Genomic DNA, 22,719 nt, shown 5'->3' on the forward strand with positions numbered 1-22,719 from the left:
ATGATGATGGTGAGGGGCCCGGGGAGAGGAAGAATTCCTTCTTCCTCTCCCCGGAGTCACCCGCACCGCCCGTCGAAACCTGGCCGCTATTCCGTCCCGAGCAGGCCTTCGATCACCCCGCGCAGGAGCGAAACACCCTCGGACAGCCGCTCGAGGGCGAGGGGTCGTCCGCGCGCGTCGCCGGTGGTCGCGAGGCTGGCGCGGTCCTGGGTCAGTTCGCGGGCCGAGAGGCGACCGTCGCCGTCGTAGTCGAGGCTTTCCAGGGCAACTTTCGCGGCGGCCAGGCCGCCGAGGGTGCCGGCGCCGCCCGCGAGGCCCGCGAGTTCCGGCGTGGCCTCGGACTGGATGGAGATCAGCCAAGCCGCGCCGCGGAAGAGGCGGGCGAGTTCCGCCGTGCCGAGGAGGTTGTCGCCGGAGACATCGCCGACGCGGATGATGGCGGCCGCACAGTCCGGCACGCTGCCAACTCCGGGGCCAACCCCGGGGCCAACCCCGGGACCGGTGTCGGGCCCGCAGGCGGCTTCCAGCACCTCGATGGCCCCGAGGAAGGCGACGCCCTCTCCCTGGGCGGCGAAGGGGAGAGGGGTGGCGGGGCAGCGGCGCCAGGTGGTGACAGGCGCATCCCCGGGCAGGCGGTCGTCGCGAGTCTTGTTGGTGGGCTCGGCGGTTTCCAGCGCCGGCCCGGCGGCGCGGAGAAGGAGGCGCGGGGCCTCGGCGCCGCGGCCGGTGCCGATGGTCCAGCCGGATGCCGTGCGCGTCTCGGTGAAGCGGAGGAGGCGGGCGGGGCCGTCGGACGGCACGCGCGCGGCGCCGCGGGCGGAGAGGACGAGCATGGTGGCCGGCGAGGTGCAGTCGCCCGCGAACCAGGCGCCGCGCAGGGCCTCCGGCACCGGGGTGAGGGGCTGCGTCCCCTGCGCCCGGGCCACGAGGGGCAGGAGGAGGGCGAGGACGAGGACGAGGAGAGGGCGGATCATGGCAAGGGCACCTCGATGCCGGCGCAGAGGTCCACGGGCTCGCGCGTCGCCTCGCGGCCGTCGCGCAGCACGGCGGTCAGGCGGGCCGCGCAGCCGGCGCCCTCGGGTGGGGCGACGTCAAGCGTCTCGTTGCGGCCGAGCACGGTGGCGCCAAGGCGGTCCGGCCCGCGCGGGGCGCCGGGCGCGTCGATGTAGAGTTCCACGATCGGCAGCGCCGCGGTGTTGCGCAGGCGGATGCTGCCGGGGCGGGGACCTTCGTCCTCCTCGCCCTCGTCGATGCGCGCGGCGGTGGTCCAGCCCGGGCGGACGACGATCGTGGCGGTCTGGCAGATGTTCACCTCCCGCCGCTCCTCCGCGCCGCCGGTCGGGAAGACGACGCGGAGATCGACCACGCAGTCCACGGGCAGGGTGAGGAGCTGGCGCTCGCCCCGGGCGAGGCCACCGGGTAGGCGCTCCGGCCCCCAGTCGCCCTCGGTGGAGGAGGAGACGTAGACCTCGTCGATGCGGGCGAGGTGGCGGTTGACGAAGGTGACGCCCCGCTCGGGCGGACGGGGGATGCCGCTGCCATCGAAGGTGACGTCTGCCTGGCGGCAGAGATCGACGTCGCGCCGTGCCTCGGCCGAGCCGTCGGCATAGGTGGCGCGGAGATCGGCCGTGCAACCGGGCAGGCGGAGGCGCAGGCGGAAGGTGCTGCCGTCGGGCGCGGATTCGCTGCCCATCCGGTTCACGCCCCAGCCATCCTCCGCGTTCAGCGCGGGGGAGCGGCCGCCGGGGACGACGTGCAGGCCGGCGAGCACGCGGCCGGAGCGGTTCGCGACCGTCATCTCCCGCCAGGTGAGGGAGGGATCGGCGAGGGTCACGCGCGCGTTGCGGCAGACATCGGTGCGCGGGCGCGCGACCTCGGTGCCGTCGGCCAGCACCGCGGTGATGTCGAAGACGCAGTCGCGCCGGCGGCCGAGGCGGAGGCGGTAGGGGCGGCCGGCGGGCACGATCTCGGCGCCCAGCCGGTCGGGACCGCGGGGAGCGCCGGCGGGGGCCGCGTAGAGCTCGTGGAGGTCGAGGTCGGTGTCGTTGTTGACCACCACCTCCCGCGAGGGGGCGGAGGGGTCGCCGAGGACGACGCGCGGGCTGCGGCAGAGGTCCACGCGGCGCTCGTCGGCCGTTTCATCGGCCAGGATCGCGCGCAGCGACCAGGCGCAGGCCTGGTTGCGCCCGAGGCGGAGGCGAAGGCTGCTGCCGGGCGGCAGGGTATCGGCGCCCAGGCGGTCCGGGCCCGGGTCCGTCTCCGTGGCGGGGGCTAGGTAGAGCTCGCGCACCGCCATGCCGGTCTCGTTGGCGATCACCGCCTCGCGCTCGGCGCTCGCCCGGCCGGGCGACTGCGCGGGGGCCGGCAACGCGCCGAGGAGGAGGGCGAGGAGCCCTGCCGCCAACCCGAGTCCAGCCCTGGACCCCGGCGATGAGCCGGGCAGGAACCCACGCATGAGAGACTTCCGGTCCGTCCCAAGCCGGCCCGCCCGGCGTGGTGCGGTGCAGGATCGTCGCATGAAAGCCACGGCGCAATTGCCGAAAAGACACAGTCGCCTCGCCGTCTCGCGGCTGCCTCTCCGGGTTCGTTCAAGCCGGCGCGATCATCCCGGGCTTTGATGCCGGGGGCGAATTCATCTCCGGACGGAGCCGGCCTAAGGTGGGCGCGACCTGACCTCCGGGAGGAACGCACGCATGAACAGCCACCTTGTCCGCCGTCGCCAGTTGCTGGCGGGGGCCGCGGCGCTGCCCCTCGCGGCCGCACCCTTCGCGCATCAGGCAGGGGCGCAGGGAACGCAGCGCTACGCGGCGCTGAGCATGTTCATCCCCGCCGCGCCCGGCGGCGGGTGGGACGGGCTGGGCCGCGCGATCGAGCAGGTGGCACGCCCGGCGGGGCTGGTGGGCTCCATCCAGTTCGAGAACGTGGGTGGTGCCGGCGGCGCGGTGGGCCTGCCGCGCTTCGTGGCCCAGCGCCGCGGCCGGCCGGAGGCGCTGATGGTGGCCGGCGCCGTGATGGTCGGCGCGACGCTGACCAACAAGAGCCCGGTGACGATCAAGGACGTGACGCCGGTCGCGCGGCTGACCGACGAGAGCTCCGCGATCGTGGTGCCGGCGAACTCCGACATCCAGGACGTCAAGGGCCTGATGGACGCGCTGAAGGCCGGCCCCGGCGCGGTTTCCGTCGGCGGCGGCTCGGCGGGCGGCATCGACCACATCCTGCTCGGGCTGCTCATCAAGTCCGTCGGCCGCAACGCGCGGGAGGCCTCCTACGTCGCCTTCGCGGGCGGCGGGCCGGCCCAGGCGGCGATCCTCGGCGGGCAGGTGAAGGCCGGCATCTCCGGCTATTCGGAGTTCGCCGAGCAGATCAAGTCCGGCCGGATGCGCGCGCTGGCGACGAGCGGGGAGACGCGGATCGACCCCAACGTGCCGACCCTGAAGGAGAGCGGGATCGACATCGTCGTCGGCAACTGGCGCGGCCTCTTTGCGCCGCCCGGTATCAATGCCGAGGCGCGGGCGAACCACGCGCGCTTCGCGGCCGAGCTGCACGCGCTGCCCGCCTGGAAGGAGCTGCTGCAAACCCGCGGCTGGGAGGACGCCTACATGGAGGGGCCGGCCTTCGAGGAGTTCCTGCGCAGGGACAGCGAGGCGACGCTCACGGTGCTGAAGGAAATCGGGCTGGCCTGAGCGGCGGGCCGGGGGCAGACCCCCGGCTTCCACTCTCCCACGCCCCCGTGCCATTCAGGCGCCCCCCCTGAGGCCCGCAGTCCGGCGTGGCAGGGCCAGGAACGAACGCATGAACCAGCTATCCCACCGGGCAGGAACGGCAGCCGGGACGCCGCGGGCCGACCTCGTCGTCGGCCTTGGCGTCGTCGTGCTCGGCCTGCTCGTGCTCTACGCCGCCTGGGCGATCCCTGAATCCCCGCTCTACGCGCAGGTGGGGGCGAAGGCGGTCCCCTATCTCGTCGGCGTCATCCTGGTGGCGCTCGGCATCGGGCTTTCGGCCACCGCGGCCAAGGGCGGCTGGAGCCACGGGCTCGAGGAGGAGATGGCGGCACCGCCGACGAACTGGCGGGCGCTCGGCCTGCTGGGGGCGGGGCTCGTCGTGCAGCTCGCGCTCATCGACTGGCTCGGCTTCGTCATCGCGGCGACGATCCAGTACGTGCTCGTCTGCTCGGCCTTCGGCTCGAGGCGGCCGCTGCGGGACCTGCTGATCGGGATCCTGGTGACGCTCGGCGCCTATATCGCCTTCGCGAGGCTGCTCGGCGTGAACATCGGCGCGGGCGTGCTGGAGGGAATCATCTGATGGACTCCGTCGCCGGCCTCGCCATGGGGTTTGCCAACGCGCTGACGCCCATCAACCTCGGCTGGGCGCTGCTCGGCTGCTTCCTCGGCACCGCGATCGGCGTGCTGCCGGGCATCGGGCCGGCGCTGACCATCGCGCTGCTGCTGCCCGTCACCTTCAAGGTGGAGGCGACGGGCGCCTTCATCCTCTTCTGCGGCGTCTTCTACGGCGCGATGTACGGGGGATCGACGACCTCGATCCTGCTGAACACGCCCGGTGAATCCGGCTCGATCATCACCGCGCTGGAGGGCGCGAAGATGGCCCGCAACGGGCGGGCGGGGCCGGCGCTGGTCACGGCGGCGGTGGGCTCCTTCGTCGCCGGCACGGTCGGGACGCTCGGTATCTCCTTCATCGGCCCGATCGTGGTGGATCTGGCGCTGAAGCTGGGGCCGGCGGAGTACTTCTCCCTCATGCTGCTCTGCTTCGTCACCGTCTCCGCGGTGCTGGGCGGCTCGGCGCTGCGCGGGCTCACCTCGCTCGCCTTCGGGCTGATGCTGGGGCTGGTCGGCATCGATCTTCAAACGGGACAGCCGCGCCTCACCTTCGGCGTGCCGGAGCTGCTGGACGGGGTGAACGTGGTGCTCGTCGCCGTCGCGCTGTTCGCGGTGGGGGAGACGATGTACCTCGCCTGGCGCCATGTGGAGGGCGGGCAGGAGGTTCGCGAGATCGGCCGCCTGTGGATGAGCGCCACCGACTGGCGGCGCAGCATCGGCCCCTGGATCCGTGGCTCTCTTCTCGGCTTTCCCTTCGGCGTGCTGCCCGCCGGCGGCACCGAGATGCCGACGATGCTGAGCTATTACGCTGAGCGGAAGATGGTAAAGCCGGAGTTCCGCGACGAATTCGGCACCACCGGCGCGATCGAGGGCGTGGCGGGGCCGGAGGCGGCGAACAACGCCGCCGCCGCCGGCATCCTCGTGCCGATGCTGACGCTGGGCCTGCCGACATCGGCCACCGCCGCGATCATGCTCTCGGCCTTCCAGTCCTACGGCATCCAGCCGGGGCCGATGCTGTTCACGCAGCAGCCGGTGCTCGTCTGGACGCTCATCGCCTCGCTCTACATCGCGAACGTCATGCTCGTGGTGCTGAACCTGCCGCTGGTCGGGCTCTGGGCGCGCATCTTGAAGATCCCGACACCGCAGCTCTACGCGGGTATCCTCGTCTTCGCGACGATCGGCACCTACGGGATCAGCAACTCCGTGACGGATCTCGTGCTGCTCTACGGCATCGGCATCATTGCGATGTTCATGCGCCGCTTCGACTTTCCGACGGCGCCCGTGGTGATCGGCATGATCCTGGGGCCGATGGCGGAGCAGGCGCTGCGTCAGGCGCTGACGATCAGCCAGGGCGACTGGACGACCTTCCTGACACGCCCGATCTCGGCCACGATCCTCGCGCTGGCCGTTGTGGCGCTGGTGGGGCCGCGGCTCTGGGCATTCCGGCAGCGTCGGGCGGAGGGGTAGGCGCCGGTGGCCCTTGGAGAGGGCTCTGCCCTCTCCGGACCTCCGGGTGAGCGCGCAGCGTTCATCCGGCGCCCGCCAAGGGCCTGAGGCCCTTGGATCCTCTTCTGGTTTCCGCGGAACCTTCCTGTGAGCCACGTCGCCTCGGGTCAATGACCTGAGGCGCACCGGCCGCAGGGCATCGCAAACCCTCAGAAAAAGATGATGGCGAGGGGTTCGGGGAGAGGAAGAATTCCTTCTTCCTCTCCCCGAAGTCACCAGTACCGCACGGCAAGACCTGCCCTCAAATCTCCGCCGCCGACAGCGCCCGGTCGAGATAATAGGCTGCGCTGATCAGCGCGAGATGCGTGAAGGCCTGGGGGAAGTTTCCGAGGTGCTCGCCGGCCGGTCCCAGTTCTTCCGCGTAGAGGCCGAGGTGGTTCGCGTAGCCGAGCATCTTCTCGAAGAGGAAGCGCGCGCGCTTGAGGTCTCCGGCGCGCGCGAGGCACTCGACGTACCAGAAGGTGCACATGTTGAAGCTGCCTTCGATCCCGTCGAGGCCGTCCACCGCCTCGTCCTCGTAGCGGCGCACGAGGCTGTCCACGACGAGGCGTTCGCCGACGGCGCGCAGGGTGGAGATCCAGCGCGGGTCGGTCGGGCTGATGAAGCGGACCAGCGGCATCAGCAGGCAGGAGGCGTCGAGCGACGTGCCGCCCCGGCTCTGCATGAAAGCCCCCTGATCGGCGTTCCAGAAGTTCTCGTGGATGTCGGCGTGGATGGCGTCGCGCGCCTCGGCCCAGCGGAGCAGCGGCGCGGGGAGGGATCGCTTGCGCGCGAGGCGCAGCGCTCGGTCCAGCGCCACCCAGCACATCAGGCGGGAGTGCAGGAAGTGCTGCCGCCCGCCGCGCACCTCCCAGATGCCCTCGTCCGGCTGCTCCCAGTTCTCCGCCACCCAGTCCATGGAACGGGTGATGCCCTTCCAGGCGTCGTGCGAGATCTGCTCGCCGTATTTGTCGGAGAGGTAGGCGGCGTCCATCAGCTCGCCGTAGATATCGAGCTGGAGCTGGCCGGCGGCGCCGTTGCCGATGCGGACGGGGCGAGAATCAAGATAGCCCGAGAGGTGCGGCAGTTCCTGCTCGTCGAGCTGCCGGTGCCCGTCGAAGCCGTACATGAGGTCGAGGTGCCCATCGTGGCCGGAGCTCGCGCTGCGGATGCCGAGCCAGCGCATGAAGGCGTTCGCCTCCGCGACATGGCCCAGGCGCAGGAAGGCATAGACGGTGAAAGCCGCGTCGCGGATCCAGGTGTAGCGATAGTCCCAGTTCCTGACGCCTCCGATCGTCTCGGGCAGGCCGAAGGTGGGGGCCGCGATGATCGAGCCGTGCTCGCCCGAGGTCATCAGCTTCAGCACGAGGGCGGAGCGGTTCACCATATCCCGCCATCGCCCGCGATAGGTGGAGCGCGCGGTCCAGCCGCGCCAGTAGTCCGCGGTGGCCTTGAAGCACTCGGCCACCTCGCGCGGGTAGGCCGGGCGCGCGTTGCCGAGCGCCGCATCCTCCAGCACGAAGGCCGCCGATTCGCCGGCCTGCAGCTGGAAGGCGGCAGTACCGTCCGCGCCTTCCGCGAGAAGCGGCACCGTAGCGCGCAGCCGCAGCGCGGCCCCGTCCGGTCCCTCGAAAACGAGGCTTCCCCCCTCCTCGCGCAGGGTGGGCACCGCGCGGGCGTAGTCAAAGCGCGGGGCGCAGCGCAGGCGGAAGCCGATGGACTGGCGCACGGCCTTGGCGCGGCGCACCAGGCGCTGCGTGCCGCCGACCGCCATGTAGTCGGAGATCTCGGCCACGCCGTCATGCGAGAGGAAGCGCGTCAGCAGCACGTTGGTGTCGGGAAGGTAGAGCTGGCGGTGGCGCACGCCTTCGAGCACCGGCGCCAGCTCGAAGCGTCCGCCCTTCTCGTCGTCGAGGAGGGAGACGAAGACGCTCGGGCTGTCGAAATGGGGCCAGCAGAGGAAGTCCACCGTGCCGTCGAAGCCGACCAGGGCCGCCGTGCGGAGATCGCCGACGATGCCGTGGTTCTCGATCGGCTCCCCCATCAGCCGTTGCCGACGAAGCCGGGATAGAGCGACATCCCGCCATCGACGAAAAGGGTGACGCCGGTGACGTAGTCCGCCTCGTCCGAGGCCAGCCAGGTGGCCGCGCGGGCCACGTCCTCGGGCTCGCCGATGCGGCCATAGGGGATGAGGTGCAGCAGCTTCTCCAGCGCCTCGGGCGTGCCCCAGGCCTCCTTGTTGATGGGCGTGCGGATGGCGCCGGGCGCGATCGCGTTCACCCGCACGCGCTCGGGCGCCATCTCCTGGGCGAGGGTCTGCATCATCATCCGCACGCCGCCCTTGGCCGCCGCGTAGTTCACGTGCCCGGCCCAGGGGATCAGCTCGTGCACCGAACTCATGCAGACAATGGAGCCGCGCGCCCCGCCCTGCCGCTCGGGCCCCGCCCGGAAGGCGCGGATCGCCTCCCGGCAGCAGAGGAACTGGCCGGTGAGGTTGAGCGAGATAACGGCGTTCCAGTCGGCCAGGGTCATCTCCCCCACCGGCGCGTCCTTCTGGATGCCGGAATTAGCCACCAGCACGTCGAGGCCCCCGAACTCGGCGACGGTGCGGTCCACCAGCCCCGCCACGTCATCCTCCTTGGAGACGTCGGCCTTGAGGGCAACCGCCTTCCCGCCGGCCGCGCGGATCTCCTCCGCCAGCCCCTCCGCTGCCTCCCCGTGGGAGTGGTAGTTCACCGCCACGGCCGCCCCCGCGGCGGCCAGTCCCCGCGCCACCGCGAAGCCGATCCCGGAGGAGGCCCCGGTCACCAGCGCCCGGCGCCCGGCCAGGAGGGGACGCGCCGCTTGGGTCTCGGATGCGCCAGACGTCATGGATGGGTCCTCGTCTCGCCGGATCGGCAGAGCGCGGAACGTGTCATCTCCCGCGGAGTTGGTTGTCGCAATGCAACCCGATGTTCCCACGGCGACGATTTGGTGGCTTGAACAAGTGCCGAACGGGTTCTCTTGGAAAAGCCGCCGAATCATGGGCCTCACCCGAGTCGCGCGAACGAATCGCTGACGTGTGTTCTCAAGTGATAAGCCACTACCTGTAGTGGTCATCTCGTCTGTCAGCCACAAGCAGGTTCTCTCTCCGTGCCAGATCGACCCCCTGCGGCGCTCCGAGTCGCTCGACCCTCCCGGCGATGTCGGACCTGCCCCGCGCAACGGCGCGCTGGCATCGGGCGGCCGCCCGCGCTATCCGCCCGCCATGTCCACCCTCCCGATCCGCCGCGCCCTCCTCTCGGTCTCCGACAAGACCGGGCTCGTGGAATTCGCGCGCAGCCTGGCCGCGGGGGGAACGGAAATCCTCTCCACCGGCGGCACCGCCAAGGCCCTGCGCGAGGCGGGCCTTCCCGTGGTCGAGCTCTCCGACCACACGGGCTTCCCGGAGATCCTGGATGGACGGGTGAAGACCCTCGTCCCCGGCGTCCATGGCGGCCTGCTCTTCCGCCGCGACCTGCCCGAGCACGTGGCGCAGGTCGAGAAGCACGGCATCGCCCCGATCGACCTTGTTTGCGTGAACCTCTACCCCTTCGAAGCCACGGTGGCGCGCGGCGCCTCCTACGAGGACTGCGTCGAGAACATCGACATCGGCGGCCCCGCCATGATCCGCAGCGCCGCCAAGAACCACGCCCACGTGGCCGTGCTGACCGAGCCCGAGCAGCTGATCGAGGTGGCGAAGGAGATCGCGGAGACCGGCGGCACCTCGCTGGCCACCCGCAAGCGCCTGGCCGCCGCCGCCTATGCCCGCACCGCCGCCTATGACGGCGCCATCTCCCGCTGGTTCGCCGCCGAGCTGGAGGAGGAGTTCCCGCAGCGCCTCTCGGTGCCCGGCCTGCTGAAGCAGACGCTCCGCTACGGCGAGAACCCGCACCAGCGCGCCGCCTTCTACCTCGACGGCACCCACCGCCCGGGCATCGCGACAGCCGACCAAGTGCAGGGCAAGGAGCTGTCCTACAACAACCTCAACGACACCGACGCCGCCTTCGAGGCGGTGGCCGAGTTCGACCAGCCCGCGATCGTCATCGTCAAGCACGCCAACCCCTGCGGCGTGGCCACGGCCGAGCACCTGAACGCGGCTTGGGACGCCGCCCTGCGCTGCGACCCCGTCTCGGCCTTCGGCGGCATCGTCGCGGCCAACCGCCCGCTCGACGCCGAGGCCGCGCGGCGCATCACCTCCATCTTTACCGAGGTGGTCATCGCTCCCGACGCCGACGACGAGGCGCGCGCGGTCTTCGCGACGAAGAAGAACCTTCGCCTGCTGCTCACCCGCGGCCTGCCCGACCCCTCCGCCCCCGGCACCGTCTTCCGCAGCGTCGGCGGCGGCTTCCTCGCGCAATCCCGCGACGCCGGACGAGTGGCCATGGCGGACCTCCGCGTGGTGACGAAGCGCGAGCCCACGGCGCAGGAGATGAACGACCTCGTCTTCGCCTTCCGCGTCTGCAAGCACGTGAAGTCGAACGCCATCGTCTACGCCAAGGGCGGCGCCACCGTCGGCATCGGCGCCGGCCAGATGAGCCGGGTGGATTCCGCCCGCATCGCCGCCTGGAAGAGCGCCGAGGCCGCCAAGGTCGCCGGCCTCGACACGCCGCTCGCTCAGGGCTCCGTCGTGGCCTCCGACGCCTTCTTCCCCTTCGCCGACGGCCTCCAGGCCGCTGCCGCGGCGGGCGCCACGGCGGTCATCCAGCCCGGCGGGTCGATGCGCGACAACGAGGTGATCGCGGCGGCGGACGAGGCGGGGCTGGCAATGGTGATGACGGGGATGCGGCACTTCCGGCACTGAGAGGCCGGCGCGGGTGACTCTGGGGAGAGGAGGAAGGAATTCTTCCTCTCCCCAGGCCCCTCACCATCATCTTCTTTTTCAAGTTTGAAGAACTTCCGCGGCCGGTGCGCCTCGGGTCGTGGACCCGAGGCGACTGCCTGTTCAGAAAGGCTTCGCGACAGCCCAATGCAGGTCCAGGAGCCTCAGGCTCCTGGCGGGAGAGGTCCGGAGAGGGCAGAGCCCTCTTCGGAGGCCACCCTCACCCGGCCATGGCCCGGCTGCGCGCGATGATACTCGTCGTGGACCGCCCCGGTACGAGGTCGATCAGCGCCACGCGTCCGCCGCGCGCGCGCACGACCTCGCCACCCACCACTTGGTCCTCCGTGTAGTCGGCGCCCTTGAACAGCACGTCCGGCCCCAACCGGGTGATGAGGTCGAGCGGCGTGTCCTCCGCGAAGGAGAGCACGAGGTCCACCGATTGCAGCGCGGCGATCACGGCCTGTCGGTCCTCCAGCGCGTTCACCGGCCGCCCGGGGCCCTTCAGGCGGGCCACGCTCTCGTCCGTGTTCAGCGCCACCACCAGCCGGTCGCATTTCGCGCGGGCGGCCTGGAGCATGGTCACGTGGCCGCGGTGGAGGATGTCGAAGCAGCCATTGGTAAAGCCCACTTCCAGCCCGCGCCGCCGCCATCCCTCCACGACCGAGAGCGCCTGTCCGGCGGAGGCCACGACCTTGCCCGCGACCTCGGCGTCCTCGCCGGCATCGGCCTCCACGGCCGCGGCCAGTTCCGCGATGTCCAGCGTCGCGGTGCCGAGCTTGCCAACCACCACGCCCGCGGCCGCATTGGCGATGCGCATGGCCCGCGGCAGGGCCTGGCCCGCGGCGACCGCCAGCGCGACCACGGCGATCACCGTGTCCCCGGCGCCGGAGACGTCGAAGACCTCCCGCGCATGGGCGGGCACGGCCTGCGCGCCGCTGCCGGCCTCCACCAGCAGCATCCCCTTCTCGGAGCGCGTGACGAGGATGGCGCCCGCCTCCGCCTCCAGCATCAGGGCACGGGCGGCCTCGGCCACCTCCTCATCCGTCTCGACCGGCACGCCGATCCGCCGCGCGGCCGCGCGCAGCTCGCGCAGGTTGGGCGTGAGCACGGTGGCGCCGCGGTAGAAGGCGAAGTCGTCGCGCTTGGGGTCCACCAGCACGGGCAGGCCCAGCCGGCGCGCCTCCGCGATCGCGTGGCCAACCACCTCGGCCGAGAGAAGGCCCTTCGCGTAGTCCGAGATCACGAGCGCCCGGCAGCCGGGCAGCATCTCAGAGACGCGGGCGCGAGCCGCCGCCCCCTCGGCTGCCGAGACGCCCTCGGTCACCTCCTCGTCCAGGCGCACCACGTGCTGGTGGCCGGCGATGATGCGGGTCTTGGCGATGGTCGGGCGCGCGGCCGAGCGCACGTTCGCGTCCACCAGGCCAGGGCTCGCCGCGATCAGGGAGGCGACCTCGCGACCCGCTCCGTCCTCACCCACCAGGCCGACCAGCACCGCCTCCCCGCCGAGGGAGACGATGTTGCGCGCCACGTTCCCCGCGCCCCCCAGCATCGCCCGGCTGTCCACCACCCGCACCACCGGCACCGGCGCCTCGGGCGAGATGCGGTCGATCCGGCCGTACTGGAACCGGTCCAGCATCACATCGCCGAGGCACAGGATCCGCTGCCCGCGAAAGTCGATCATCGGTCCCCCTCCAACGGCGTCCCGACCCCTTAGCGGAGATCGGCCTGGCGCGGCAGGAGGTTCCCATCCGGCGCCGTTCGGCCGAGAACGCCGCCATGGATACCGGCACCGCCACCGACCGCCTCTCCCGGCTCGCCGCCACCGCCACCCGCGCCGAGACGCCCCTCGGGGCCGGGCGCATGGTCTGGCACGAGTGGGGCGCGGGCTCGCCGCTGGTCCTGCTGCACGGCGGCGCGGGCTCCTGGCGGCACTGGCTGCGCAACATCGAGCCGCTCGCCCGCCATCACCGCGTGCTCGCGCCGGACATGCCGGGGCTTGGCGAATCAAGCCTTCCGCCGCCGGAGACCGATCTCTGGGGCCTGGCAGCCCTCGTCGCCGCCGGGATCGCGGCACGGCTGGGGCCGGGCACGCCCTACGCCCTGGCCGGCTTCTCCTTCGGCGCGGTCATCGCCGGCCATGTCGCGGCCCGGGCGGGGGCGGAACTCACCTCCCTCATCCTCCTCGGTGCCGGCGCCCTCGGCCTGCCGCGCCAGCCGATCCCCCTCGTCTCGGTGCGCGAACGCGAAGGCGAGGACCGCGTGGCCGCGCACCGCGAGAACCTGGCCCGCCTGATGATCGCCGACCCCGGCCGGATCGACGCCGAAGCCCTCGCGGTGCAGGCCTGGAACAGCGACCACGCCCGCTTCCCCAGCCGCCGCGTCACCACCGCCACCAGCCTGCGCGACGCCCTGGACGCTGTGCGCACGCCCCTCTCCGTCATCTACGGGGAACACGACGCCATCACCGTGCCGCACCTCGCCGATCGCATCGCCTTCTTCCGGGCAAGGGGAACCGAGACGCGCGTCATCCCCGGCGCCGGGCACTGGGTGGCCTTCGAAGCGCCGGAGCCGGTGAACGCGGCGCTGCTCCAGGCGGCGCGGTAGGGCTTTCTGGAATGGTGCCGCTGGCGACCCCGGGGGAGGAAGAAGGAATTCTTCCTCCCCCGGGGTCGCCAGCGTCATCTTTTTCTTCGGGTTTGGAATGCGTGACGGCCGGTGCGCCTCGGGTCAGTGACCCGAGGCGACTGCACGGGCAGCACGGGCGCCCAGGAGAACCGGCTCTCGATCATCGCTTCCGCGACAGCCAGAGGGGATCCAAGGGCCTCAGGCCCTTGGTGCGAGAGGTTCGGAGAGGGCGGCGCCCTCTCCGGGGCCACCATTGCAAGCTCCTAAGACAGCCCGCGCGCCGTCGCCGCCGCCTGGCCCAGATCCTCCACGAAGCGGTCGTATTCCCGCGCCTTGCTGGCGGGGTCGGGCAGCCGTAGCAGGTAGGAGGGGTGGACGGTCGGGTAGAAGGGCCGTCCCTCGGGGTCGCGCAACAGGGACCCGCGGAGCTTTGTCACCGGCATGGCCCGGCCGGAGACGGCGCGGAGCGCGGTGGCGCCGAGGGTGACGATCAGGCGCGGCTGCACGAAGCCGATCTCGCGCAGCAGGAAGGGGCGGTAGAAGGTGATGTCCCCGGCATCGGGGGACTGGTGCAGGCGGCGCTTGCCGGTGGGCGTGAACTTGAAGTGCTTCACGGCATTGGTGACGTAGGCTTCGGTACGCGAGACGCCCGCCTCCTCCAGCGCCTTGTTCCAGAGGCGCCCGGCGGGGCCGACGAAGGGCTGCCCCTTCAGGTCCTCCTCGTCGCCGGGCTGCTCGCCGATGAACATCAGCAGGGGGTGCTGCGGCCCCTCGCCCATCACAGGCTGGGTGGCGTTTGCGACCCAGGGCGGCAGGTCGTTGCGCGCCAACAGGTCGCGGCGAAGGGCGGCCTGCGCCTCCGGGAAATCCAGCGTTTCGGTCAACAGATCGGCGGGCATGACGGCATCAACGCCGGTGGATGCCTCGGGCTGCGGGGCGCGGAGATGGGCCGGCAGGTGCACCGTGCGCTGGCGGCGTTCGGCGGGTGGGGTAGCGCCGCGCGCGACCATCTCGGCGACGCGCTTAGGGGCCTCGGCCATCAGCCGGGGAATGTCCTGCGCCTCCGGCAGGTTGCGCCAGTACTTCTTCGGCATCTCCGCGCGCATGGCGTCAGGTTTGAGGCGGGCCGGGTTGAAGATGGAGGCGAAATAGGCGCGCCAGAGGCCCTCGGCCGCGTCCTCGGCGGGGGCGTCGGCGCGGCGGGCGCCGGGGCCGAAGGCGACTTCCTGCCCATCCCAGTGGGCGGAGAGCTCGGGCGTCAGGATAGACCAGCGCAGCATGGCGAAGCGGCGGACGAAGAAGCCGGCCTCGGCGCGCAGGATGTGGTGCTCCGGCTCGAACCAGGCAACGAAGCGGCTGTCGGGCGCGGGGGCAATCGCAGGCGGGGCCTCCGGAAGCGGCTCCGGCTCTCCCGAATCCTCCAGCCGGCCGAGGTCGCGCAGCGCGAGCGCCACGCTGCGAGCGTTGCGGGCGGGCGCGGGATCGTTCGGCACCGCGACGGGCGGCGGGGGCGGCAGCGGGGCGGCGGGCGCGCCGTCCTCCACCCGCACCTCCCGGAAGCGGAGGAAGGCGTGCATCTTGTGGGCGTCGCGCCGGACGGCGCGGGCCATGGCATTGGCGCGGGCGACGGCCGGGTCGGCGGCGTCCTCCAGCAGCCCGCGCTCGCGCTGCAGGCGGTGAAGCAGCCCGTGCAGCAGGGCAAAGCGCGCGGGGTCACGGTGGCGGCAGACGAGGCGCGCCAGCTCCGGAAAGTCGCGGGGCACGCGGGGCTGCGGGGCATCGACGGGCGGCGCGGGCGGGGCACCGCCGCCGAAGAGCGGCACGGGGTCGCCCTCTACCAGCCAGTCCACCTCCTCGGGTGGGATGCCCGCCATGACGAGGCCGCGCGCGGCCTCGCGCCAGCCGTCGAAGTCGTCGGGGGCGGCGAGGCGGAGGCTATACATGGGCGAAGAGGGGAAGCTGGACCGGGCGGGCGATGAGGCCGGCGGGCAGGATGGCGTTGCGCTCCGCCAGCCCGTCGCGCGGCACGACCAGGGCGCGGAGGTCGGCGCGGTCGAGCAGGCCGCCGCGGGGATGGTGGTCCAGCGCCGTGACGAAGGGCGCGACCTTGCGGAGGCTGACGCGGAGCCGCGCGAGGTCGGCCATGCGGAAGGAGCGCACGCGGCGGGCGGCGATGATGCGGTCCACCGTCTTGGCACCCAGGCCGGGCACGCGGAGCAGCATCTCCCGGTCGGCCCTGTTCACGTCCACCGGGAAGGCGGCGCGGTGCTTGAGGGCCCAGGCGAGCTTCGGGTCCACCTCCAGGTCCAGCATGCCGCCCTCACCGCCCGCCATCACCTCGGGGGCGGTGAAGCCGTAGAAGCGCAGCAGCCAGTCCGCTTGATATAGCCGGTGCTCCCGCACGAGCGGCGGCGCGGACGGGGGAAGGGCCGCCGCGGCGTCTGGGATGGGAGAATAGGCGGAAAAGTAGACGCGCTTGAGCCGGTAGGAGCCGTAGAGGTTCGCGCTGACATCGAGGATGGTCGCGTCCGTCGAGGCATCGGCGCCGACGATCATCTGGGTAGACTGGCCGGCCGGGGCGAAGCGCGGGGCCGCGGCGCGGCGGCCGCCCGCGAGGGCCACGCGCGTGACCGACGCCTCCGCCCGGGCCTCCTTTGCCTCGTCGATGCGGGTGCGGAGCCCGGCCATGGCAACGCGGATCTGCCCGGCGTCCTTCTCGGGCGCCAGGGCCTTCAGGCTGTCGGGCTGGGGCAGTTCGACGTTGATCGAGAGGCGGTCCGCGTGCCGCCCGGCCTCGGCCAGCAGGGAGGGGTCGGCGTCGGGGATGGTCTTGAGGTGGATGTAGCCCTTGAAGCCGTGGGTCTCGCGCAGCTCCCGCGCCACGCGCACCAGCTGCTCCATCGTGTAGTCGGGGGAGCGGATGATGCCGGAGGAGAGGAACAGGCCCTCGATGTAGTTGCGGCGGTAGAAGTCGAGCGTCAGCTCCACGATCTCGCGCACCGAGAAGCGGGCGCGGCGCACGTTGGAGGAGGCGCGATTGATGCAGTAGGCGCAGTCGAAGACGCAGGCATTCGTCAGCAGCACCTTCAGCAGCGAGATGCAGCGGCCGTCCGGCGCGTAGGCGTGGCAGATCCCCATGCCCTCGGTGCTGCCGAGACCGCCGTCGCGGCTGTCACGCTTCTCGGTGCCGGAGGAGGCGCAGGAGGCGTCGTATTTCGCGGCATCGGCGAGGATCTCGAGCTTCTCGCGCAGCTCCATGCGGCGTCCTTCGGGCTGGTGCCAGGATATGGCTCCGGCGCGCGCAGCAACAAGCACGAAGAGTGAACAAAGAGGAGCGGAGGGGTTGCATTCACGCGGCTTGGCAGGCCTGCCCGCCGGTTTCCGCAGCCCGCTTACGCTTGGGAAATGGCGGCCATGAGATTATGTGCTGCACCGCAACGCGCCAAGCCGGAACCCATGCCCGATTCTTCTGCCACCTCCTCCAAGCTCCACTTCATCTGGGGCGGCGTCTTTACCGACGCGAGCTTCACCACGCTCGAGCCTGGAACGGAGGAGGCCTACGGCCCCTATCACGACGAGCGCACTGCGGACCGCATCTGGAACGAGAAGGCGCGGCGCAACATCGACATCGCCAATCACCGTCTCTTCGTGATCAGCGTGCCGCGGCCGGGCGGCAACGCGGGCTGAGCGCCGGGAGGGGCGGCGCGCCGTCCCTCCCGCTTTTCTCCGGCGGAGCCTAGCCGCGCGGCGGCACGGCCTCGCCCGGCAGGGCAGGGGCGGGCGGCGCCGGACGGGGACGGACCGGCCGCGGCTGGACGGCGGGCGGCACCGGCGGCTGGACGTCGATGGCCGTCGGAACGCCCTCCGGCAGGGGGGTGGCACCGGGGCCCGTGGGGGTGGCGGGAAGCGCCGCCTCGGCGCGGTCGAGCGCCTGCAGGGCCGAGCGCGTGTCGCCCTGGCCGGCCAGGCGGCGGGCGGCCGCGAGCTGGCTGAGCGCCGCGCTGCTCTGCGGGACATTCGCCTGGCTCGCGAGCACCGAGTTGGTCAGCAGGCGCGACTCGGCGCGCTCCAGCGCCTCCACGGCCATGCCGGCGCGACGGCGGACAAGGGCCGCGCGCGCCTCGGCCATCAGGCCGCGGGCGGTCTGGACGTCGATGGCATCGGCCGTGGCGGCGTTGCGGTCCTGCGCGGGGATATAGGGAACGGCGGCGGGATTGCCGCGCGCGCGCTGCATCTCGCGCACCGCAGGATCAGGCGTGTTCGACGAGGGGCCGGACTGGACGCCGGACTGAACGCCGGACTGGGCGAGGGCGGGCCCCGCCAGCGCGAGGGCCGCGAGGGCGATGGCGAGGGTGCTGGTCGAGCGGTTCATGGCGTTACCTTCTGCCGTGGGGGAGGGGGGTGCGCCGCGCCGGCATGGCGGCAGGCGGCGGGCCCGCGGATCGCGCCGCGGGAGGCCTTCGGGAGCGCGGGGCGCGTCTGCCTCGCGCGGCATCAGGCCCCGACGAGCGCCTTCAGGTCGGCCTGGGGCCTCGCCCCGAAATGCGAGATCGCCTCGCTGGCCGCCACGCTGCCCCAGCGGCCGCATTCCGCCAAGGGCAGGGCCCGCGCATGGGCCGCGAGGAAGCCGGCGGCATAGGCGTCACCCGCGCCAGTGGAGTCGATGACCGTGGTGGGCGCCGCCGGCACCTCGATCACGCCCCCGCCGCCGATGATCCGGCTGCCCTTCTCGCTGCGGGTGAGGGCGACGAGCTTGCCCGTGGCCGCGAAGGCGCGGGTCGCCTCCTCCACGTCGTTTACCTGGAAGAGCGAGAGGGCCTCGGCCTCGTTGGCGAAGACGATGTCGCAGTCGCGCGTGATGAGGTCGAGGAAGGCGCTGCGGTGCCGGCCGACGCAGAAGGCGTCCGACAGGGTGAGGGCCACGCGGCGCCCCGCCCCGTGGGCGACGGCAGCCGCGCGGCGGAAGGCGGCCTGGGCGGCCGGCGGGTCGAAGAGATAGCCCTCGAGGTAGGTCACGGCGGCGGACTCGACCGAGGCCTGGTCCACGTCCTCCTCCCCGAAGGTCACGCAGGCGCCGAGATAGGTGTTCATCGTCCGCTGCCCGTCTGGCGTGACGAGGATGAGGCAGCGCGCCGTCGGGTCGCCGCCCTTCAGGGGCGCGGTGGGGAAGCGGATGCCCAGCGCCTTCAGGTCCTCGGCGAAGGTGCGGCCCGGCTCGTCGTCCGCGACCTTGCCGAGATAGCCGACCTTCGCCCCGAGCGCGGCTGCCACCGCGCAGGTATTCGCCGCCGAGCCGCCGCCCGTCTGCACGCTGGCGGTGAGGGAGGCGTGGATCGCCTCGGCGCGCTGCGTGTCGATCAGCGCCATGCCGCCCTTGGCCATGCCCCATTCGGCCAGCGTCGCCTCGGTGGCGGAGGCGACCACGTCCACGATCGCGTTGCCGATGCCGAGGATGTCGAGGGCCGCCGAGGCCGGGCCGGGTTGCGCCATGCTGGTCTTCCTTCGCTCTCTGCCCGCCGCTCCATGAGCGGGGTCCGGGCCGGCGCCCGTGGCGTGCCGGTTTCCGGCGCCGCCATAGCACGCGCGGCCATATCCGGCAGGCCCCCCTCGGAGGACCGCCTGGGGGCGACGTCCCGGTGCGAATCCGGAATGTCGATGCGGCGGACGCTTTTCCTCCGCTCGAGGCCGCCCGAGAGCCGTACACCGCAATAATCCGCGCCCTCCCGCCATCCTCCCGTTGTGCCCGATCTCCCGCCCGTGATAGCCGGGGGGGCGCAGGTGCGGGGCCGGGGGTTCCCACCGTGCCGGGTCCTCTGTCCGCGCTGGTCCGCAGCTTGCAACCTTCTTGCACGCCGGAACCTGCGGGCGGTCCGCCGAGCCAGACCAGATCGCCTGCCTGCAGGGGAATTGCCATGTCCGTCTTCCGCCGCCGCCCCGCCGACCAGGGGCCGTCCGAACCGACCACCGTGCCCGTCTCCCGTGATCCGGACCTGGCGATGCCCCCCTTTCGTCCCACCCAGGGCCAAGCGCCCAAGGACCCTCTCATGAGCCTGCCGCCCAAGCCCACCATGCCCCAGGTGCCGACCGCGCCCGGCGTGACCATGCCGCCCCGTCCCGCCTCGCGCCCGGTGAGCGCCGAGCGCCGCACCCTCGTCGTCGGCAAGGGCATCTCTCTCCAGGGCACGGTGGCGGACGCCGAGCGCCTGGTGGTGGACGGCACGGTCGAGAGCCAGATGATCCAAGCGACTGAGCTGCAGATCACCCCTTCCGGCGTGTTCAAGGGCGCGGTGCAGGTGGAGGACGCGGAGATCGCCGGCGTGTTCGACGGCACCATCACCGCCCGCGGCAGCCTGACCATCCGCGCGACCGGCCGCGTGCTCGGCACAGCCCGCACCCGCCGCCTCTCGGTCGAGGAGGGCGGGCAGCTCTCGGGCAGCATGGAGATGCTGACGGACGCCCAGGCCGCCGCGCCGCCGCAGGCCCTCTCCTCCGGCCAATCGGGCCAGGCACCGCAGTACGCGGAGCCCAACATGGCGCCGCCGCGCTACTGAGCAGCGGCCCCATCACGGGGCATCCCCTTTCCGGCGGGTGCGTGGGATCCCCGCGCGCCCGCATCCCTGCCGCATTCTCCCAGGCCAGAACGGCCATGCCACCGGCCATCTCCACCCCGTCCGTTCGCGCTCCCGGCTGCCGCGCCGCCCCTGCCGGGCTGGCCGCCGCGGCCCTGCTGCTGATGCTCGGCGGATGCACTCCCGCACCGGACCGCACCGCCAGCCGCGTGCTGGAGGAGGTACTGGAGAGCCACCGCGCCAGCATGGCCGTGCTCGACGGCGCGCCGGCCGCGACCAAACCCTCGCCCAACGCCCTCGGCACACCCGCGGCCGCCCGCCGCGGCGCCCCCGGCAGCGTCGCTGCCCTGATCGGCCAGTCGCGCGAGGGGGTGGTCTCGGTCCTCGGCCAGCCCACCCGCCGGCGGCCGGAAGGAGATGCCGAAATCTGGCTCTACCAGGGGTCGAACTGCGCGCTCGACGTCGTGCTCTACCGCGACAGCAACACGCCCCGCGTGGCCTGGGCCGCCGCCCGTGCCGCCGGCGCCCAGCGGCAGACGGAGGCGGGGTGCCTCTCGGAACTTCAGGCGGGGTGAGGCCCCTGGACCCCCATCTGGCTGTCGCGCAACCTTCCTGAACGTGCAGTCGCCTCGGGTCATCGACCCGAGGCGCACCGGCCACCCAGTGTCTCCAACAGATAGAAAAAGATGAGTGGGGGTCCGGGGGAGAGAATTCATTCTCTCCCCCGAGGTCACCCGCCCCGCTCGATCAGTTCCTCGCCGGTGCCCGCAGCCCCAGTCGGCTGAGGCTGACGACAGCCCCCACCGCCGCGAACACCGCGCCCGCCAGCAGGAGGGGCATGGTGGCGGCGTCCCCCATCAGGCTGAAGCCGAGCGCCACCACGGCCGCGCCGAGGGTGGTGCCCAGCAATCGGGCCTGGGCCATCATGCCGTTGGCCGCGCCCGCGCGGTTCATGGGCCCGGCGGTCAGGATGACGCGGTTGTTGGGGGTCTGGAAGAAGCCGAAGCCGATGCCGCAGAGCACCATGCGCCAGACGATGTTCAGGTCGGAGGGCGCGTCCGGGAGAAGGGCCAGCGCGAGCAGCCCGGCGGCGAGGCAGCCCATGCCGATGCTGCTGAGGATGCCCGCGGGGTAGCGGTCGGAGAGGTATCCCGAGAGGGGCGCGACCACCACGATCACCAGCGGCCAGGGCGTGATCAGCAGGCCGGTCCGCACCGCGTCGTAGCCGAGCCCGTGCTGGAGGAAGAAGGGCAGCGAGACATAGGCGACGGTCTGGGCCGCGTAGGAGAGGATGGAGGTCACGAAGGAGAGCGAGAAGACCGGGATCCGCAGCAGGTCGAGCGGCACGAGCGGATGCGGGCGGTTGCGCTGCTGGAAGAGCAGCCCCGCCATCAGCGCCAGCCCCGCCGCCGTGGTGGCGAGGCCGAGGGCCATGGAGGAGCCGATCGCATCCACGCCGAGCACGATCAGCACGATCGCGGCCGCGTTCAGCAGCGCGCCCGGGGCGTCGAAGCGCCGGTGCTGCGTGCGGCTGGCGGGCAGGAAGGCGAGTGCGACGGCCAGCGCCAGCACCCCGATCGGCAGATTCACGGCGAAGAGCCAGCGCCAGTTCGCGAAGGTCAGGATGCCGGCCGCGACGCTCGGGCCCAGGGCGGTGGAGATCGCGACCGTGAGCCCGAAAAGGGCGATGCCGCGCCCGATGAGCCGCCTGGGGAAGATCGCCTGCATCAGCACCCCGCCGACGACCGAGGAGCAGGCGCCGCCAAGCCCCTGCATCACGCGCGCGGCCACCAGCCAGCCGAGATCGGGCGCCACCGCGCAGCCGAGGGAGGCGATGGTGAAGATCAGCGTGCCCCAGAGATAGAGCCGCCTGGCCCCGATCCGCTCCCCCAGGCTCGCGAGGGGCAGCAGGGCGATGGCGGTGGCGAGCTGGTAGCCGTTCACCACCCAGACCGAGGCCGCGGGCGTGCCGCCGAGGTCGTTCGCGATGGTCGGCAGGGCAACGTTGGCGATGGAGGTGTCCAACGTGCCGAGGAAGGTGCCCAGCAGCACGCCGAGCACCGCCCAGAGCCGGCGCGGCATGGGCAGGCCGTCGTCGGAGGGCTCCGGGGACGGGGCGGTCTTGCCGGCGTCGCTCATGGCCGCTTCAGCCTGCCGCTAGCGCGTCCCGCGCCGTCAGCCGCCCGTCGTAGAGGGCGCGGCCGATGATGACGCCGGCGATGGTGCCGGTGGCGCGCAGCGCCGCGAGGTCGGCGGGGCCGGCGACGCCACCGCTGGCGATCACGGGGGTGGAGAGCCGCGCGGCGAGCGCCGCCGTGGCCTCGACGTTCACCCCGCCGAGCATGCCGTCGCGGTCGATGTCGGTGTGGATGATGGCGGCCGCCCCCGCGTCCTCGAGCATGAGGGCAAGGTCGAGGGCGGTCAGCGTGCCCGTCTCTGCCCAGCCCTCCGTGGCCACGCGGCCGTCGCGCGCGTCGATGCCGATGGCCACCCGCCCGGGATGGGCGCGGCAGGCGGCGCGGGCGAAGTCCGGGTCCTTGGCGGCGGCGGAGCCGAGGATGACGCGGGCGATGCCGGCTTCGAGCCAGGCCTCGACGGTCGCCATGTCGCGGATGCCGCCGCCGAGCTGCACCGGGCGCGTGGTGGCGCCGAGGATGGCGCGCACCGCCTCCGCATTGGCCGGGCGGCCGGCGAAGGCGCCGTCGAGGTCCACCACGTGCAGCCAGGGAAAGCCGGCCTCGTCGAAGGCGCGGGCCTGGGTGGCGGGGTCGCCGTAGACCGTGGCCTGCGCCATGTCGCCGCGCTTCAGGCGGACGACCTGCCCGCCCTTGAGGTCGATGGCGGGGTAGGGGGTGAAGCTCATCGT

The 22,719-nt window shown here is 72.4% G+C and carries 19 protein-coding genes; 8 read left to right on the forward strand and 11 right to left on the reverse strand.

What is annotated here, in order from left to right; all coding sequences use genetic code 11:
- Positions 1–86 precede the first annotated feature (86 nt).
- Together BO39_RS10900 and BO39_RS10905 are read right to left on the reverse strand one after the other, a co-directional pair.
- Positions 87–974 (reverse strand): hypothetical protein, encoded by an 888-nt coding sequence (locus BO39_RS10900; RefSeq protein WP_043833006.1) that lies wholly within the window; start codon positions 972–974, stop codon positions 87–89.
- Positions 971–2,404: a hypothetical protein gene (locus tag BO39_RS10905; protein ID WP_043833008.1), complete on the reverse strand. Its 1,434-nt coding sequence runs from the start codon at positions 2,402–2,404 to the stop codon at positions 971–973. The genes BO39_RS10900 and BO39_RS10905 overlap by 4 nt, the downstream gene beginning before the upstream one ends.
- A gap of 289 nt (positions 2,405–2,693) precedes the next feature.
- Between BO39_RS10905 and BO39_RS10910 the strand changes: the two genes are divergently transcribed.
- The 3 genes from BO39_RS10910 to BO39_RS10920 all read left to right on the forward strand — a co-directional run bounded on the left by BO39_RS10910 (position 2,694) and on the right by BO39_RS10920 (position 5,801).
- Positions 2,694–3,683, forward strand: coding sequence for a Bug family tripartite tricarboxylate transporter substrate binding protein (locus BO39_RS10910; protein WP_043833010.1), 990 nt, complete (start codon positions 2,694–2,696; stop codon positions 3,681–3,683).
- A gap of 109 nt (positions 3,684–3,792) precedes the next feature.
- Positions 3,793–4,302, forward strand: coding sequence for a tripartite tricarboxylate transporter TctB family protein (locus BO39_RS10915; RefSeq protein ID WP_052401938.1), 510 nt, complete (start codon positions 3,793–3,795; stop codon positions 4,300–4,302).
- Positions 4,302–5,801 carry a tripartite tricarboxylate transporter permease gene (locus tag BO39_RS10920; RefSeq protein ID WP_043833011.1) on the forward strand — a complete coding sequence of 500 codons (1,500 nt, stop codon included), beginning with the start codon at positions 4,302–4,304 and terminating at the stop codon, positions 5,799–5,801. The genes BO39_RS10915 and BO39_RS10920 overlap by 1 nt, the downstream gene beginning before the upstream one ends.
- Before the next feature lie 280 nt (positions 5,802–6,081).
- Here BO39_RS10920 and BO39_RS10925 read toward each other — a convergent pair whose 3' ends face one another.
- Both BO39_RS10925 and BO39_RS10930 read right to left on the reverse strand, forming a co-directional pair.
- A complete protein-coding gene (locus BO39_RS10925; protein ID WP_043833013.1) occupies positions 6,082–7,863 on the reverse strand; it encodes a glycoside hydrolase family 15 protein in 1,782 nt (593 codons plus the stop codon).
- Complete coding sequence (locus tag BO39_RS10930; protein WP_052401939.1) at positions 7,863–8,690, reverse strand: SDR family oxidoreductase; 828 nt, start codon at positions 8,688–8,690, stop codon at positions 7,863–7,865. Before BO39_RS10930 ends, BO39_RS10925 begins: the two co-directional genes overlap by 1 nt.
- A 376-nt stretch (positions 8,691–9,066) precedes the next feature.
- On the opposite strand from BO39_RS10930, the gene purH reads away from it, so the two are divergent.
- Positions 9,067–10,641, forward strand: a complete 1,575-nt coding sequence (gene purH / locus BO39_RS10935) for a bifunctional phosphoribosylaminoimidazolecarboxamide formyltransferase/IMP cyclohydrolase (RefSeq protein WP_043833322.1) — start codon at positions 9,067–9,069, stop codon at positions 10,639–10,641.
- 238 nt (positions 10,642–10,879) lie between these two features.
- Here purH and rfaE1 read toward each other — a convergent pair whose 3' ends face one another.
- Positions 10,880–12,337 carry a D-glycero-beta-D-manno-heptose-7-phosphate kinase gene (gene rfaE1 / locus BO39_RS10940; protein ID WP_043833324.1) on the reverse strand — a complete coding sequence of 486 codons (1,458 nt, stop codon included), beginning with the start codon at positions 12,335–12,337 and terminating at the stop codon, positions 10,880–10,882.
- Between the two features lie 98 nt (positions 12,338–12,435).
- Here rfaE1 and BO39_RS10945 point away from each other — a divergent pair, with 98 nt between their 5' ends.
- On the forward strand, positions 12,436–13,263 hold the full coding sequence (locus BO39_RS10945) for an alpha/beta fold hydrolase (RefSeq protein WP_043833016.1): 828 nt from the start codon (positions 12,436–12,438) through the stop codon (positions 13,261–13,263).
- 284 nt (positions 13,264–13,547) lie between these two features.
- On the opposite strand, the gene BO39_RS10950 is transcribed toward BO39_RS10945, so the two are convergent.
- Complete coding sequence (locus BO39_RS10950) at positions 13,548–15,227, reverse strand: UdgX family uracil-DNA binding protein (RefSeq protein ID WP_043833018.1); 1,680 nt, start codon at positions 15,225–15,227, stop codon at positions 13,548–13,550.
- Positions 15,220–16,542: a putative DNA modification/repair radical SAM protein gene (locus BO39_RS10955; protein WP_043833019.1), complete on the reverse strand. Its 1,323-nt coding sequence runs from the start codon at positions 16,540–16,542 to the stop codon at positions 15,220–15,222. Before BO39_RS10955 ends, BO39_RS10950 begins: the two co-directional genes overlap by 8 nt.
- 198 nt (positions 16,543–16,740) lie before the next feature.
- Between BO39_RS10955 and BO39_RS10960 the strand changes: the two genes are divergently transcribed.
- Positions 16,741–16,971: a DUF4170 domain-containing protein gene (locus tag BO39_RS10960; protein ID WP_043833021.1), complete on the forward strand. Its 231-nt coding sequence runs from the start codon at positions 16,741–16,743 to the stop codon at positions 16,969–16,971.
- Positions 16,972–17,020: 49 nt separating this feature from the next.
- Here the strand turns inward: BO39_RS10960 and BO39_RS10965 are convergent, their stop codons facing one another.
- Both BO39_RS10965 and BO39_RS10970 read right to left on the reverse strand, forming a co-directional pair.
- On the reverse strand, positions 17,021–17,656 hold the full coding sequence (locus BO39_RS10965; RefSeq protein WP_043833023.1) for a hypothetical protein: 636 nt from the start codon (positions 17,654–17,656) through the stop codon (positions 17,021–17,023).
- 122 nt (positions 17,657–17,778) lie between these two features.
- Complete coding sequence (locus tag BO39_RS10970; protein WP_043833025.1) at positions 17,779–18,774, reverse strand: adenosine kinase; 996 nt, start codon at positions 18,772–18,774, stop codon at positions 17,779–17,781.
- 422 nt (positions 18,775–19,196) lie between these two features.
- On the opposite strand from BO39_RS10970, the gene BO39_RS10975 reads away from it, so the two are divergent.
- Both BO39_RS10975 and BO39_RS10980 read left to right on the forward strand, forming a co-directional pair.
- Positions 19,197–19,835, forward strand: a complete 639-nt coding sequence (locus tag BO39_RS10975; protein ID WP_408735168.1) for a bactofilin family protein — start codon at positions 19,197–19,199, stop codon at positions 19,833–19,835.
- Positions 19,836–19,930: 95 nt separating this feature from the next.
- Complete coding sequence (locus BO39_RS10980) at positions 19,931–20,428, forward strand: hypothetical protein (protein WP_052401940.1); 498 nt, start codon at positions 19,931–19,933, stop codon at positions 20,426–20,428.
- A gap of 172 nt (positions 20,429–20,600) precedes the next feature.
- On the opposite strand, the gene BO39_RS10985 is transcribed toward BO39_RS10980, so the two are convergent.
- The gene (locus BO39_RS10985) at positions 20,601–21,992 is read right to left on the reverse strand and encodes an MFS transporter (RefSeq protein ID WP_052401941.1); all 1,392 of its coding nucleotides are present in this window, start codon (positions 21,990–21,992) and stop codon (positions 20,601–20,603) included.
- 7 nt (positions 21,993–21,999) lie between these two features.
- Entirely contained in the window at positions 22,000–22,716 is a 717-nt protein-coding gene (gene hisA, locus BO39_RS10990) for a 1-(5-phosphoribosyl)-5-[(5-phosphoribosylamino)methylideneamino]imidazole-4-carboxamide isomerase (protein WP_043833027.1), read from the reverse strand.
- Positions 22,717–22,719 lie beyond the last annotated feature (3 nt).

Source organism: Roseomonas aerilata DSM 19363 (assembly GCF_000711725.1).
Classification (GTDB): Bacteria; Pseudomonadota; Alphaproteobacteria; order Acetobacterales; family Acetobacteraceae; genus Roseomonas; species Roseomonas aerilata.

Excerpts from the sequence above, each read along its gene's own strand:
- BO39_RS10960 (WP_043833021.1), top strand. The coding sequence starts at position 16,741 with ATGCCCGATTCTTCTGCCACCTCCTCCAAGCTCCACTTCATCTGGGGC.
- BO39_RS10985 (WP_052401941.1), bottom strand. The coding sequence starts at position 21,992 with ATGAGCGACGCCGGCAAGACCGCCCCGTCCCCGGAGCCCTCCGACGAC.
- purH (WP_043833322.1), top strand. The coding sequence starts at position 9,067 with ATGTCCACCCTCCCGATCCGCCGCGCCCTCCTCTCGGTCTCCGACAAG.
- BO39_RS10900 (WP_043833006.1), bottom strand. The coding sequence starts at position 974 with ATGATCCGCCCTCTCCTCGTCCTCGTCCTCGCCCTCCTCCTGCCCCTC.
- hisA (WP_043833027.1), bottom strand. The coding sequence starts at position 22,716 with ATGAGCTTCACCCCCTACCCCGCCATCGACCTCAAGGGCGGGCAGGTC.
- BO39_RS10910 (WP_043833010.1), top strand. The coding sequence starts at position 2,694 with ATGAACAGCCACCTTGTCCGCCGTCGCCAGTTGCTGGCGGGGGCCGCG.
- BO39_RS10945 (WP_043833016.1), top strand. The coding sequence starts at position 12,436 with ATGGATACCGGCACCGCCACCGACCGCCTCTCCCGGCTCGCCGCCACC.
- BO39_RS10955 (WP_043833019.1), bottom strand. The coding sequence starts at position 16,542 with ATGGAGCTGCGCGAGAAGCTCGAGATCCTCGCCGATGCCGCGAAATAC.
- BO39_RS10975 (WP_408735168.1), top strand. The coding sequence starts at position 19,197 with ATGTCCGTCTTCCGCCGCCGCCCCGCCGACCAGGGGCCGTCCGAACCG.
- BO39_RS10980 (WP_052401940.1), top strand. The coding sequence starts at position 19,931 with ATGCCACCGGCCATCTCCACCCCGTCCGTTCGCGCTCCCGGCTGCCGC.
- BO39_RS10915 (WP_052401938.1), top strand. The coding sequence starts at position 3,793 with ATGAACCAGCTATCCCACCGGGCAGGAACGGCAGCCGGGACGCCGCGG.
- BO39_RS10970 (WP_043833025.1), bottom strand. The coding sequence starts at position 18,774 with ATGGCGCAACCCGGCCCGGCCTCGGCGGCCCTCGACATCCTCGGCATC.
- BO39_RS10950 (WP_043833018.1), bottom strand. The coding sequence starts at position 15,227 with ATGTATAGCCTCCGCCTCGCCGCCCCCGACGACTTCGACGGCTGGCGC.
- BO39_RS10965 (WP_043833023.1), bottom strand. The coding sequence starts at position 17,656 with ATGAACCGCTCGACCAGCACCCTCGCCATCGCCCTCGCGGCCCTCGCG.
- BO39_RS10925 (WP_043833013.1), bottom strand. The coding sequence starts at position 7,863 with ATGGGGGAGCCGATCGAGAACCACGGCATCGTCGGCGATCTCCGCACG.
- BO39_RS10920 (WP_043833011.1), top strand. The coding sequence starts at position 4,302 with ATGGACTCCGTCGCCGGCCTCGCCATGGGGTTTGCCAACGCGCTGACG.
- BO39_RS10930 (WP_052401939.1), bottom strand. The coding sequence starts at position 8,690 with ATGACGTCTGGCGCATCCGAGACCCAAGCGGCGCGTCCCCTCCTGGCC.